At 69.3% G+C, this 13309-nt stretch carries 9 protein-coding genes and 1 tRNA gene; 4 read left to right on the forward strand and 6 right to left on the reverse strand.

The window, feature by feature from the left end; translation table 11 throughout:
* Positions 1-51 precede the first annotated feature (51 nt).
* The 5 genes from OG430_RS09865 to sucC all read right to left on the reverse strand — a co-directional run bounded on the left by OG430_RS09865 (position 52) and on the right by sucC (position 6575).
* On the reverse strand, positions 52-1482 hold the full coding sequence (locus tag OG430_RS09865) for a sugar transferase (protein ID WP_327352058.1): 1431 nt from the start codon (positions 1480-1482) through the stop codon (positions 52-54).
* A gap of 1075 nt (positions 1483-2557) precedes the next feature.
* A tRNA-Leu gene (locus OG430_RS09870) sits at positions 2558-2642 on the reverse strand.
* Positions 2643-2811: 169 nt separating this feature from the next.
* Positions 2812-4377 (reverse strand): aldehyde dehydrogenase family protein, encoded by a 1566-nt coding sequence (locus tag OG430_RS09875; protein WP_327352059.1) that lies wholly within the window; start codon positions 4375-4377, stop codon positions 2812-2814.
* 168 nt (positions 4378-4545) lie between these two features.
* Complete coding sequence (gene sucD / locus OG430_RS09880) at positions 4546-5424, reverse strand: succinate--CoA ligase subunit alpha (RefSeq protein WP_327352060.1); 879 nt, start codon at positions 5422-5424, stop codon at positions 4546-4548.
* Positions 5425-5447: 23 nt separating this feature from the next.
* A complete protein-coding gene (sucC, locus tag OG430_RS09885) occupies positions 5448-6575 on the reverse strand; it encodes an ADP-forming succinate--CoA ligase subunit beta (RefSeq protein ID WP_327352061.1) in 1128 nt (375 codons plus the stop codon).
* Between the two features lie 153 nt (positions 6576-6728).
* On the opposite strand from sucC, the gene OG430_RS09890 reads away from it, so the two are divergent.
* From OG430_RS09890 to OG430_RS09905, 4 genes are all read left to right on the forward strand, one after another.
* Positions 6729-7199: a hypothetical protein gene (locus OG430_RS09890; protein ID WP_327352062.1), complete on the forward strand. Its 471-nt coding sequence runs from the start codon at positions 6729-6731 to the stop codon at positions 7197-7199.
* A 16-nt stretch (positions 7200-7215) separates the two neighbouring features.
* Positions 7216-8451, forward strand: coding sequence for a formyl-CoA transferase (frc, locus tag OG430_RS09895; RefSeq protein ID WP_327352063.1), 1236 nt, complete (start codon positions 7216-7218; stop codon positions 8449-8451).
* A gap of 4 nt (positions 8452-8455) precedes the next feature.
* Positions 8456-10600 carry an acetate--CoA ligase family protein gene (locus OG430_RS09900; protein ID WP_327359029.1) on the forward strand — a complete coding sequence of 715 codons (2145 nt, stop codon included), beginning with the start codon at positions 8456-8458 and terminating at the stop codon, positions 10598-10600.
* A 123-nt stretch (positions 10601-10723) separates the two neighbouring features.
* Positions 10724-12115 carry an OFA family MFS transporter gene (locus tag OG430_RS09905; protein WP_327352064.1) on the forward strand — a complete coding sequence of 464 codons (1392 nt, stop codon included), beginning with the start codon at positions 10724-10726 and terminating at the stop codon, positions 12113-12115.
* 111 nt (positions 12116-12226) lie between these two features.
* On the opposite strand, the gene OG430_RS09910 is transcribed toward OG430_RS09905, so the two are convergent.
* The gene (locus OG430_RS09910) at positions 12227-13273 is read right to left on the reverse strand and encodes a sugar phosphate isomerase/epimerase family protein (protein WP_327352065.1); all 1047 of its coding nucleotides are present in this window, start codon (positions 13271-13273) and stop codon (positions 12227-12229) included.
* Between the last annotated feature and the right edge of the window lie 36 nt (positions 13274-13309).

Raw genomic sequence — 13309 nt, forward strand, 5'->3', positions numbered from 1 at the left:
GGCCTGCGGTCCACGCGCCGGCCGGGCCACCGCGTTGCAGCCGCCCGCGCATCAATACGCCCCCTGGCCCTGGAGCACCGCCCGCAGGGTCTTCCACAAGATCACTGTGTCGAGGGCGAGCGACCAGTCCTCGACGTAGCGCAGGTCGAGGCGGACCGCCTCCTCCCACGGCAGGTCGCTGCGTCCGCTGATCTGCCACAGACCGGTGAGCCCGGGCTTGACCAGGAGCCGCCGCTTGATGTCCGGGCCGTACGCGGCCGACTCCTCCGGCAACGGAGGCCGCGGGCCCACCAGCGACATCGATCCGGTGAGCACGTTGAAGAGCTGCGGGAGCTCGTCGAGCGAGTAGCGGCGCAGCACCGCTCCCACCCGGGTCACCCGCGGGTCCCGGCGGAGCTTGAACAGCAGGCCGGCGCCCTCGTTGAGGTCGGTCAGCCCGGCACGTGCCTTGTGGGCGCCGGAGACCATGGTGCGGAACTTGAAGATGGTGAACTCGCGGCCGTCCTTGCCGACTCTGCGCTGGCGATACAGCGCCCCACCCCGGCTGTCCACCAGGACGAGCAGCCCGACGACCACCATCAGCGGGGCGAACACCATCAGCAGGAACGCCGCACCCAGCCGGTCGACGACCCCTTTGACCGCCCGGCGGCCTCCGGTGAAGGTCGGCATGCTGACCCGGAGGAGCGGGATCCCGAGCACCGCGTCGACGTGCAGCCGCGGTCCTGCCACCTCCATGAGGACGGGGGCCACGACCATCTCGGCATCGCTGCCCTCGAGGTTCCAGGCCAGCCGCTGCAGGCCGTCCGGCGACCAGTGCGGATCCGGGGTGACCGCGACGACGCGGTAGCCGTCGCGGCGCACGTGGCCCGCGACGTCCGCCAGCATCCCGACCACCGGCACTCCGTCCAACTGGTCGCCGTCGAGCCCGAGTCCGTCCCGTGTGCAGACCGCCTCCACCCGCCAGCCGAGATGCGGATATTTGCGGGTCCGGGCGATCAGGTCGCGCACGGTGGCCAGACTCCCGGCAGCGAGCACCGGGCGCAGGCATCTTCCTTCCATCCGCTGTTTGTGCAGCCACAGACGGAGGAGATATCGCTCGGTCATGGTGATGAGCGCGATCGCCGGTATCGCGACGAAGATCCAGAGTTTGATGTTCCGCGAGGTGAGGGCGATCCCGCCGAGCGAGAGCACGACGGCCGCCGTGAAGAGTGAGCGTCCGAGTCTGCGGAATTCCTCGGCGCCCTGGCCGAGCACGGCCGGCGCCCAGGCCCGGCTCACCGCGAGCGACCCCAGCACGAGGAGCTCGGTGAGGAAGGCGAGAATTCTCCACTTCTCATGCCAGTTGGCCGCATCCCGGGCCCCGAAGAAGCCGCCTATCGCCGCCACCACGAGGGCGGTGGCCATGGTGTCGCTGAGGATCACGGTACGTCGGTACCGCTGCTCCCAGTCGATCGCGGGCCGGCTGATTGTCCCGTTCGCCATGCGCCAGTGCGCTGACGGAAACGGGCTGACTAAGTCGCCCTCCTGGACAGACCCCCCCAGGTCGCCAGTGGGTCCGACGTGTTCGCCCAACACGGTTCCTCCCCCTCGGGAGGCCCCCGCCCCCCGCACAGTTCCTCCCCATGGGAGGCCCCGCCCCCCGTGCCGCGCTCTTCCTCCCCCCAGGAGGACTCCCCGCCCCCCGTGCATGACAGCCCGGCCGTGTCACGGCCGTTTCGGCGCTACTTGAACAACCCACCCAGGCGGCAGTGGACTCGCATGTCCCGCCAGACGCTCGAGGTGCACGAGAACCCGTCGAAACCCCGGGTGCTCCCCGCACCCCGGGCCCCCTCGCGGGCCCCAAGAATTCGCCACCCCCAGGCCTGGCGTCGGGAACGCAACTGATGGCTGTTCGTAGCGCCGGACCTATTGATCATTACTGGTTGCCTCATGTTCAACCAGGTGAAGCACGGTCAATCTAGACCATTGGCGGCTGCCTGAAGAGGGGATGTGTGCAATTTGTGCTGAAGCTTTGGAACTGGTTTCACCAATTGATCACCACTTGCAGGCAACCTGCCGCCGAAGACGCACGTCTGACCTGCAATGACGGGAGTTCCACAGGCCGACGACAGCGGCGGAATGAATCCTTCCCCACGCCGCCAACTCGGCCATATTTAGGCCCTGTTGGCGCATTCGGGAGGGTGCCTCACGGTGCCGCGAGGGGCCTTCCGCGACGCCCGGTTCAACTACGGGCCCGGGTGGCGGAGTCGGGGCGCACCCGACCTTGATCACCACACACAATTTGGAGATGGCCGGCAGTTGCGCGGACCTCGGGTCAGGCGCTGAATGGCTGCCCGAAGCTGACGGATGCTGCCGTGGGCGAGCAAGATGATCGCCGCCTGTACTCGCTCGTCCGGAACAGTTCCGCGTCGTACCCGACGGTGTCCGGCAGCTCGGAGAGCAGGCGCAAGACTTCCGGCGCAGAACCAGCCTCGGGGAAGTCCCGCCGAATCGGGGGGCACCAAACACAAACGGTGCCGGCCGAAGAGTCGGCCAGCACCGCTGGGTGTACTGCTTGTGTCCGAGGGGGGACTTGAACCCCCACGCCCGATAAAGGGCACTAGCACCTCAAGCTAGCGCGTCTGCCATTCCGCCACCCGGACTAGGTGTCTGCCGCCCGCCGGGGCCGTAACCCCGCGGCGACATGGACAACAATACCAAGGTTTCGAGGTGCTCTTCACCCGCATATCCGCTGGCCGCACGGGGTCGGCGCCGGTCGGGCCCAGAGTTTCACCAAGAGTGACGGAATGGCTACGCAGGGAGGAACTGCGGCTACGGCATCAGGCGGTACTCCGGGAAGTTCCCCGGCAGCCGTTCGTCGGCCGGACCCTGGGTGACCGCGCGGATCAGCAGCTCACCGCCGACGAAGGCGCCGCTCCAGGACGCCCCGAAGCCGCCGAAGAGCTCCTCGCGGTCGCCGCGGGAGCGGGGCTTTCCGTGGCCGACCTTGAAGGCCTGGATCTGGGGGGCGAGACGGGCGTACGTCGCCGGGTCGTCGGTGGAGAGCGTTGCCACCAGGGCCCCGTTTGACGCGTTCATGGCCGCAAGCAGCTCCGCCTCCGTGTCGACCAGGACGATCGTGTCGACCGGGCCGAAGGGCTCCGCATGGTGGAGGGGGGAGGACGGGGGCGGATTGAGCAGGGTCACGGGTGGCAGGTAGGCGGAGGTGTCCTGGCCGGGCAAGAACGGGCCGTCCTCCAGCGTGCCCCGGTACAGCGGGACCGCGCCCCTGTCGATCGCCTCGGCCACCTGGTCGGCCAGCTCCTTCGCCTTGGCCGGGTTGATCAGCGGGCCGAAGTCGAGGGCGGGCAGGGGGTCGGCCGGGTCTGCCACGGCCAGGGGGTGGCCGGTGCGCAGGGAGCGTACGGCCGGGAGGTAGGCGGCGAGGAACTGGTCGAAGGCCGAGCGCTGGACCACGAAGCGCGGGTAGGCCGTGCAGCGCTGCTTGCCGTAGTCGAAGAGCTTGGGGATGACCGCGGTCAGGGCGTCCCAGTCGGTGTGGTTCCAGATGCCCCAGGTGTTGAGGCCTTCCTGTTCGAGGATGTGGCGCTTGCCGAGGTCCGCGACGGCGGTGGCCACCGCGGCGCCGGTGTCGCGGCCGCCCACGAAGGAGACGCAGCCGATCTCGGGGGCGCGGACCAGGGCCTCGGAGAGCTGGCCGCCGCTGCCGCTGACCAGGGTGACCGGGATGCCCTCGCGGGAGGCGAGGGCGCAGGCCAGGGTGAGGCAGGCGAGGCCGCCGTCGGTGGGGGTCTTGGCGATCACCGCGTTGCCGGCCAGGGCCTGGATCAGCATCGCGTGGACCAGGACGGACATCGGGTAGTTCCAGCTGGCGATGTTGGAGACCGGGCCGTCGAGGGGCGCCCGGCCTTCGAGCATCGGCTCGATTCCGTCGACGTACCAGCGCACTCCGTCGATGGCCCGGTCGACGTCTGCCTGGGCGAGGCGCCACGGCTTGCCTATCTCCCAGACGAGGAGGAGGGCGAGGAGCTCGCGGTGCTCGGTGAGGGCGTCGAGGGTGGCGGCGACGCGGGCCCGGCGCTCCTGGAGCGGGACGTGGCGCCAGGCGCGGTGCTGGTCGAGTGAGGCGCGGACCGCCTGGTGTGCGGTGGGTGCGTCGAGGCGGGGCGGGCCCGCGATCGGGGTGCCGTCGACGGGGGAGGTGGCGGGCAGGGTGCTGCCGCCGGTCTGCCACGTCGCGTTCCAGAGGTTGAGCACGTGGTCGTCGCGGAACGCCTCGGGGGCGACGGCCCGGCAGCGCTGCCAGGCGTCGGTCCAGGCGGTTCCCGGCTTGAGGGTGAAGGTGGGAGAGGTAGGGGAGGAAGGGGTGGTTGCCATCGTCGATTCTCCGCTCACGGTGCACAGTCGGGGCGGGCGAGTGGTGCATGGCTTTGCCGCAGGACGGTAGGGGAAGCGGTCCTGGTCGCCTATGAGGGGTGTCACTGGGCGGGTACGGGTGATCACTCGGGCAATGGGTAAGTGGCCGCCCGCGGCTGCCCGTTGGGGTCAGATGCCGAGCCGGTCGAGCACGAGCCGCGCCGTCTCGGTGGGGGTGGCGCCGACCCGGACGCCGACGGCCTCCAGGGCGTCCTTCTTGGCCCGGGCCGTGCCCGACGAGCCGGAGACGATGGCGCCCGCGTGGCCCATCGTGCGGCCCTCGGGGGCGGTGAATCCGGCGACGTATCCGATCACCGGCTTGGTGACGTGTTCGCGGATGTAGGCCGCCGCACGCTCCTCCGCGTCGCCGCCGATCTCGCCGATGAGCACGATGAGTTCGGTGTCGGGGTCGGCCTCGAACGCCTCGAGGCAGTCGATGTGGCTGGTGCCGATGACGGGGTCGCCGCCGATGCCGACACAGGTGGAGAAGCCGATGTCCCGCAGCTCGTACATGAGTTGATAGGTGAGCGTGCCGGACTTGGAGACCAGGCCGATGCGGCCGGGCTTGGTGATGTCGGCGGGGATGATGCCGGCGTTGGACTGGCCGGGGGTGATCAGGCCGGGGCAGTTGGGGCCGATGACGCGAGTCCCGCGCTGCTTCGCGTACGACTGGAAGGTCACGGCGTCGTGCACCGGGATGCCCTCCGTGATGACGACGGCGAGTGCGATCCCCGCGTCGGCGGCCTCGATGACGGCCGCCTTGCAGAAGGCGGGCGGCACGAACACGATCGTGACGTCGGCGCCGGTGGCCGCGATGCCCTCGCGGACGGTGCCGTAGACGGGGACGGCGCGGTCGTCGAAGTCGACGGTCCGGCCGGCCTTGCGGGGGTTGACGCCGCCGACGACGTTCGTGCCCGCCGCCAGCATCCGGCGGGTGTGTTTCATGCCCTCGCTGCCGGTCATGCCCTGGACGAGGACCTTGCTCTCCTTGGTCAGGTAGATGGCCATGGCTGCCTCCTCAAGTGGTGCGGCTAGTGGGCGAGTTCGGCGGCCCTGCGGGCGGCGCCGTCCATCGTGGCGACCTGCTCGACGAGCGGATGGAAGTGGCCGTCGAGGATGGCGCGGCCGCGGGCGGCGTTGTTGCCGTCGAGGCGGACGACCAGGGGTTTGGTCAGGCGTACGGAGTCCAGCGCCTGGACGATGCCGTCGGCGACGGCGTCGCAGGCGGTGATGCCGCCGAAGACGTTCACGAAGACGGACTTCACCTCGGGGTCGGAGAGGATGACATTGAGGCCGTCGGCCATGATCCGGGCCGAGGCGCCGCCGCCGATGTCGAGGAAGTTGGCGGGCTTCGCGCCACAGCCGGCGACCACGTCGAGGGTCGACATCACCAGTCCGGCGCCGTTGCCGATCACGCCCACCGAGCCGTCGAGCTTGACGTAGTTGAGTCCCTTGGCGGCCGCGGTCGCCTCCAGTCCGTCGTTGTACGCCGCCTCGGTCGCCGGGGCCCAACGCGCCTGGCGGAAGCGGGCGTTGTCGTCGAGGGTGACCTTGCCGTCGAGGGCCAGGATCTGCCCGTCCTTGGTGCGGACGAGCGGATTGACCTCGACCAGGACCGCGTCCTCCTCCACCATTACGGTCCACAGCTTGACCAGGACGTCGGCGGTCTCGGGCGGCAGGCCCGCGGCCGCGGCGATCTCGGCCGCCTTGTCCGCGGTGACGCCGGTGGCGGGGTCGACGAGGACGCGGGCGACCGCCTCGGGGCGCCGGGCCGCGACCTCCTCGATGTCCATGCCGCCCTCGGCGGAGGCGATGGCGAGGAAGCGGCCGGCCGTGCGGTCGAGGACGTACGAGACATAGAACTCGGTCTCGATGTCGACCGGTTGGGCGAGCATCACCTTGTCCACGGTGTGGCCCTTGATGTCCATGCCGAGGATCTGGCGGGCGGTGATCTCGGCCGCCGCCTCGTCCGCGGCGAGCTTCACCCCGCCCGCCTTGCCGCGCCCGCCGGTCTTCACCTGGGCCTTGACGACCACCCGGCCGCCGAGGCGTTCGGCGATCCGCCGGGCTTCCTTCGCCGAGTCCGCTACCTCGGCGTTTGGCACCAACACCCCGTATTGCTCGAAGAGTTCCCTTGCCTGGTGTTCGTACAGGTCCATTTTCGGCTCCTGACCAATAAGTGCCGCACGCCCCCTGGACACCACCCACCGGATGCGGGATAACAAGCTTCATACAGTATTCGTCGACTGTATGCAATCTACCGCGAGGGCCGCGTGACCAGGCCAACTCCCCCGCAGAGGGAAGGACTTCGTATGCCCGATGGGATCAGCCGGCTCTCCGATGTGCTGGTGCATGCCGAGCGTCCGGCCGTCCTGCTCGGCGCCGGGTCGGCAGCCGATTTCGTACGCAACCGTCAGGTGCCCGTGTACGCGGGAACGGAGCCGGACGAGGCGACGAGCGGTGGCCCCGGACAGCTCGCGCTGTCGCGCCCGTACGCCCTCGCCAACGCCGATGTGATCGTCGTCGTCGGGGCCGTACCGGGATTTCGCCGGGATTACGGGAAGCGGCTCTCCCCGCACGTGACCGTCGTGCACGTCGACACCGGCGACGCGGGCCCGGTCCTCGACGCCGTCACGGGGACGGCCGGCCGTGCGGCCTGGCTCGACGAGCTGCGTACCGCCGAGCGGACGGCCCTCGACATGAGGCGCGCCCGCGCGGCAGGGCAGAAGCCCGCACCCGCGCCAGAGGCCTCGACCTCACCAACCCAGCCCACGCACCGATAAGAGGAGCGCTGTGCCCATGACGCAGACCAAAGCTCTGGAAGGCATCCGCGTCCTCGACATGACGCACGTACAGTCCGGCCCCTCGGCGACCCAGCTGCTCGCCTGGCTCGGTGCGGACGTGGTCAAGCTCGAGGCGCCGACCGGGGACATCACGCGCAAGCAGCTGCGCGACCTGCCCGACGTCGACTCGCTGTACTTCACGATGCTCAACTCCAACAAGCGGAGCATCACCCTCAACACCAAGACCGAGCGCGGCAAGGAGATCCTCACCGAGCTGATCCGGCGCAGCGATGTCATGGTCGAGAACTTCGGCCCGGGCGCGGTGGACCGGATGGGGTTCACCTGGGACCGGATCAAGGAGATCAACCCGAAGATCGTCTATGCCTCCATCAAGGGGTTCGGTGAGGGCCCGTACACCAACTACAAGGCGTACGAGGTCGTGGCCCAGGCCATGGGCGGGTCGATGGCGACCACCGGCTTCGAGGACGGGCCGCCGATGGCCACGGGTGCGCAGATCGGGGACTCGGGCACCGGAATCCACGCCGTCGCGGGGATCCTCGCGGCGCTGTTCCAGCGGGAGAACACCGGGCGCGGGCAGCGGGTCAACGTGGCCATGCAGCATGCCGTGCTCAACCTCTGCCGGGTGAAGTTGCGCGATCAGCAGCGCCTGGCCCACGGCCCGCTCGCCGAATATCCAAACGACGACTTCGGCACGGAAGTTCCCCGCTCGGGCAATGCCTCCGGCGGAGGTCAGCCTGGGTGGGCGGTGCGGTGTGCGCCGGGCGGGCCGAACGACTACGTGTACGTCATCGTGCAGCCCGTCGGCTGGAAGCCGCTGTCCGCGCTGATCGGCCGGCCGGAGCTCGCCGAGGACCCCGAGTGGGCGACGCCGGAGGCCCGGCTGCCCCAGCTCTCCAAGATGTTCCAGCTGATCGAGGAGTGGACGGCGACGCTGCCCAAGTGGCAGGTCCTGGAGGAGCTGAACCGGCGCAACATCCCGTGCGGGCCGATCCTCTCCACCAAGGAGATCATCGAGGACGAGTCGCTGATCGCGAACGACATCGTCGTCACGGTCCCGCACGCCGAGCGCGGCGAGTACATCACCGTCGGCTCCCCGCTGAAGCTCTCCGACTCCCCCGTGGACGTCACCGGTTCGCCGCTGCTCGGCGAGCACAACGAGGAGGTGTACGTCGGCGAACTGGGGCTCGGCGACGAGGAGTTGCGCCTGCTCAGGTCGAGCGGGGTGATATGACGTGCTGACCCAGGACCGTGTGCGCACGGTGCGGGCGCTGCTCGATTCCGTACGCGCGAAGGGGCGTACGTCGCTGACCGCGCCCGAGGGCAAGGTGATCGCGGACGCGTACGGGATCGCCGTGCCGGGCGAGGAGTTGGCCCGCGACGTGGACCAGGCGGTGGCGTACGCGGCACGTTGCGACGGGCCGGTGGTGCTGAAGATCGTCTCCCCGGACATCCTGCACAAGACCGAGGCCGGCGGTGTCGTCGTCGGGGTGCGGGGCGCGAGCGAGGTGCGGGCCGCCTTCTACGAGATCGTCAAGAACGTCCGGGCGTACGACGCCGACGCGCGCATCGAGGGGATCCAGGTGCAGCAACTGCTGCCCCGGGGCACCGAGGTGATCGTCGGCGCGGTGACCGATCCGACCTTCGGGAAGGTGGTCGCCTTCGGGCTCGGCGGCGTACTGGTGGAGGTGCTGAAGGACGTCACCTTCCGGCTCGCGCCGGTCGACGGCGACGAGGCCCTGTCGATGCTCGACTCGATCCGGGCGGCCGAGATCCTGCGCGGGGTGCGCGGCGCTCCCCCGGTCGACCGGTGGGCGCTTGCCGAGCAGATCCGGCGGGTCTCCGAACTGGTCGCCGACTTCCCGGAGATCGCCGAGGTGGACCTCAACCCGGTGATCGCCACCCCGCAGGGCGCGTTCGCCGCGGACATCCGGGTGCTCCTGGCGACGGATCCGCCCCGGCAGCGGCGTACGTACGGCCGGGAGGAGATCCTCACGTCGATGCGGCGGCTGATGCGGCCGCGGTCGGTCGCCGTGATCGGTGCCTCCAACGAGCAGGGCAAGATCGGCAATTCGGTCATGCGCAATCTCATCGACGGAGGTTTCCCCGGAAAGATCCATCCGGTGCATCCCCGGGCCGATGACATTCTGGGCCGCAAGGCGTACAAGAGTGTCACTGACGTGCCTGGTGAGGTGGATGTGGCGGTCTTTGCGATCCCTGCCAAGTTCGTGGCATCGGCCTTGGAGGAGGTGGGCAAGAAGGGCGTTCCCAACGCCGTACTGATCCCCTCCGGGTTCGCGGAGACCGGTGAACACGCCCTGCAGGACGAGGTCGTGGAGATCGCCGAGCGGCACGGGGTGCGGGTGCTCGGGCCGAACATCTACGGCTACTACTCGACCTGGCAGGACCTCTGCGCCACCTTCTGCACGCCGTACGACGTGAAGGGGCCGGTCGCGCTGACCTCCCAGTCGGGCGGCATAGGGATGGCGATCCTGGGTTTCGCCCGGTCGACCGGTACGGGGGTCTCGGCGATCGTCGGGCTCGGCAACAAGGCCGACCTGGACGAGGACGACCTGCTGACCTGGTTCGGCGAGGATCCGCACACCGAGTGCATCGCCATGCACCTGGAGGATCTGAAGGACGGACGCGCCTTTGTCGAAGCCGCGCGGGCGACCGTTCCGAAGAAGCCCGTCGTCGTCCTGAAGGCGGGACGCACGGCCGCCGGCGCCAGGGCCGCCGGATCGCACACCGGCGCCCTCGCGGGCGACGACGCCGTGTACGACGACATCCTGCGGCAGGCGGGCGTCATCCGGGCGCCCGGGCTGAACGAGATGCTCGAGTACGCGCGTGCGCTGCCGGTGCTGCCGACACCCAAGGGCGACAACGTCGTCATCATCACCGGCGCCGGGGGCTCGGGAGTACTGCTCAGTGACGCGGCGTACGACAACGGCCTCTCCTTGATGGAGATTCCGGACGACCTGGACGCGGCCTTCAGGGCCTTCATCCCGCCGTTCGGGGCCGCGGGCAACCCCGTCGACATCACGGGGGGCGAACCCCCGTCGACGTACGAGAACACCATCCGTCTCGGACTCGAGGACCCGCGGATCCACTCCCTGGTCCTCGGCTACTGGCACACCGTCGTCACGCCTCCCATGGTCTTCGCCGAGCTCACCGCGCGCGTGGTGGCCGAATTCCGGGAGCGGGGCATCGAGAAGCCGGTCGTGGCGTCGCTCGCGGGTGACGTCGAGGTCGAGGAGGCCTGCCGGTATCTCTTCGCGCGAGGGGTCGTGGCCTATCCGTACACGACCGAGAAGCCGGTCGCCGCGCTCGGCGCCAAGTACCGCTGGGCGCGGGCGGCGGGGCTGCTCGGAGGTGGCCCATGAGTCCATGAGCGAGCGGGACGGCAGGCGGTGCGCGCAGGCCGTCCCATGACCCAGGCGCACACGAAAGGCATTGGACAGGGGGCGCTGGCCAAGCTCTTTTCGACGCAAGGGGTGCTTAGCAACATGACAACAACCGAAATACCGACGTCGGCTCCCTACCGGGAGGTGACGGACAAGAACGGCCGGGTGTTCCGCGTCGGCGAAACCGACATCGACATCATGGGCCGCAAGCGCAAGTGGATGGTCATCCTGCCGTGGATCGGCATGATGGGGATCAGCTCGGCGGAGTACGCGTTCGCGTCCGCCGAGGACACCCTGCACGAGGCACACGCGTGGTCCAGCACCAGCATCTACTGGATGCTCACCACTTGGGTGTTCTTCCAGGCCGCGGTCGCATTCCCGGCCGGAAAGCTGCGTGAGTCCGGGAAGCTGCCCGCTCGCTGGGCGATGATGCTCGGCGCGGCCGGCACCTTCATCGGCTACCTGTCGCTGGCCTTCGCACCGCACGTCATGCTGGCGGTCATCGGGTTCGGCATGTTCAGCGGCATGGGCGCCGGCATGGTGTACGCCACCTGCGTCAACATGGTCGGCAAGTGGTATCCGGAACGCAAGGGTGGCAAGACCGGCTTCGTGAACGGCGGTTTCGCCTACGGTTCGGTGCCCTTCGTCTTCCTCTTCCACGGCTACATGGACGCGTCCAACTACCGCTGGGTGCTGGTCTCGGCGGGGCTGCTCCTCGCCGGAGCCGTCGCGTACGCCGGCTTCTTCTTCAAGGACCCGCCGCGTAACTGGTGGCCGGCCGAGGTCGACCCGCTGCACCCGCCGGCCGACCCGCGTGCGGCCCGTTCGCTGCAGAAGAACCCGCCGGCCATGAAGCAGATGTCGCCCAAGGAGGCCTGGAAGACCGGCCGTGTCGCGGTGATGTGGGTCTGTCTCGCGTTCACCTCGGGCGTGAACATCTTCGGCATCTCGTTCCAGGTCGACATCGGGGAGTCGGCCGGCTTCGCCGCGGGGATCGTGGCGACGGCCATGTCCCTGAAGGCCATCGTCAACGGCACCGGCCGCGGTGTCATCGGCTGGCTGTCCGACCGGTACGGGCGCAAGGAATGCCTGCTCTTCGTCTGCATCGTGCTCGGGCTCTCCCAGTTCGGCATCATCTGGGCAGCCGGCATGCAGAATTTGACCCTGTTCCTGATCTTCTCCGCGATCTCCGGATTCGGCGGCGGCGCGATCTTCCCGATGTTCGCGGCCATGACCGCCGACTACTTCGGCGAGAACAACAACGCCTCCAACTACGGCATGGTGTACAGCTCGAAGCTGGTCTCCGGCCTGGGCGCGGGCATGGGCTCCGTCGCGGTCACCGCGTGGGGGCTGAACGGCGCGTTCACCCTGGCCGGATCCCTGTCCTTGGTGGCGTTCGTCATCGCGCTGTTCCTCAAGGCGCCGGGACGCGACTACCGGGGGCGGCCCGTCACCAAGCCGAACCCCCAGCCGATCAGCCGGGAGACCGACTGACCGACTGACCGCGCGGGACGCCGACGATCAGGGCCCGGCCACCGGTTGCGGTGGCCGGGCCCTGGCCTGTGCCCGGGTGCCTGCGCGGGGCTGCCCGCGAAGGCGCGTACGTCAGTCGCCGCACCTCTCCCGCAGCGAATGCAGGTGCTCGCTCGACTTGCGGGCGAAGGCGAACGACTCGACGGGCTGGTCGTGTTCGGCCTGCCAGTGGTGGTAGCGACGGCCGTTGTGGGACCTGCGGGTCACCTCGGACAGGAACGTCTTGTAGTCGATGTCGCCGTCGCCGACATCGGTCATGCGATAGCCGTACGTGTTGGTCGGGTCCTTGATGCCGTCCTTGACGTGGAACAACGGGTAGCGGTGCGGCTGCTTCAGTACGTAACGCAGCGGGTCGAAGGGGCGCGGGGTGCCGTCCACCTGCTGGGAGAAGCGGAACTGCCCGGAGTACGCCCAGAAGATGTCCATCTCCAGATAGACGAGCTCGGGGTCGGTCTCCGCGAGGAGCACGTCGTACAGGCGGACGTTCGGCTTGTCCGTCGCGAAGGAGAACTCCTCGGAATGGTTGTGCTGGTAGAACTTCATGCCGCGCTTCTTCGCCGCCGCGCCGTACGTGTTGAACTCCTCGGCGGCCCGCTTCCAGCCGTCGACGGTCGAGCCGTAGCGGAACGGTCCGGAGGCGGTGCCGATGTGCTTGAGGCCGAGCGCCTGGGCGTCGTCGAGGACCTTGGTGAGGTTCTGCGCGAAGGTGTACGCGTTCGGGTCGTCGGAGTAGTAACCGACGTGGCTGCCTATGGCGTTGAGGCCGTGGTCGGCGGTGAGCTGCTTCAGCTCGGCGAGGGTGATCGGGCCGGCCGAGCCCTGTCCGTAGCCGGCGTACTCCACCTCGTCGTAGCCGTACTTGTGCAGCTCGGCGAAGACGGGTGCGAAGCCGAGCGTGGAGACCTTGTCGCGCAGGCTGTAGAGCTGGATGCCGAGACGGCCGGGCGGCAGCACGGGGCGGCCGCGGCCGCCGGTGGCGGCCTGCGGTGCGGGCTGCGCGGCGGCCGGGGTCGCCGCGGCACCGACGAGGGCGGCTGCGGTGGCGCCCGCGGCGACGCCGAGCATGCCGCGTCTGCTGAGTCGGCGGGTGAGTTCGGGGTCTGCGGGTGTGCGGCTCATACGGAACTCCTCCGAGGTCAAGGGGCATTGTCAGTG

This window comes from Streptomyces sp. NBC_01304 (assembly GCF_035975855.1).
Classification (GTDB): domain Bacteria; phylum Actinomycetota; class Actinomycetes; order Streptomycetales; family Streptomycetaceae; genus Streptomyces.

Excerpts from the sequence above, each read along its gene's own strand:
- OG430_RS09865 (WP_327352058.1), bottom strand. The coding sequence starts at position 1,482 with ATGGCGAACGGGACAATCAGCCGGCCCGCGATCGACTGGGAGCAGCGG.
- OG430_RS09875 (WP_327352059.1), bottom strand. The coding sequence starts at position 4,377 with ATGGCAACCACCCCTTCCTCCCCTACCTCTCCCACCTTCACCCTCAAG.
- sucD (WP_327352060.1), bottom strand. The coding sequence starts at position 5,424 with ATGGCCATCTACCTGACCAAGGAGAGCAAGGTCCTCGTCCAGGGCATG.
- sucC (WP_327352061.1), bottom strand. The coding sequence starts at position 6,575 with ATGGACCTGTACGAACACCAGGCAAGGGAACTCTTCGAGCAATACGGG.
- OG430_RS09890 (WP_327352062.1), top strand. The coding sequence starts at position 6,729 with ATGCCCGATGGGATCAGCCGGCTCTCCGATGTGCTGGTGCATGCCGAG.
- frc (WP_327352063.1), top strand. The coding sequence starts at position 7,216 with ATGACGCAGACCAAAGCTCTGGAAGGCATCCGCGTCCTCGACATGACG.
- OG430_RS09905 (WP_327352064.1), top strand. The coding sequence starts at position 10,724 with ATGACAACAACCGAAATACCGACGTCGGCTCCCTACCGGGAGGTGACG.
- OG430_RS09910 (WP_327352065.1), bottom strand. The coding sequence starts at position 13,273 with ATGAGCCGCACACCCGCAGACCCCGAACTCACCCGCCGACTCAGCAGA.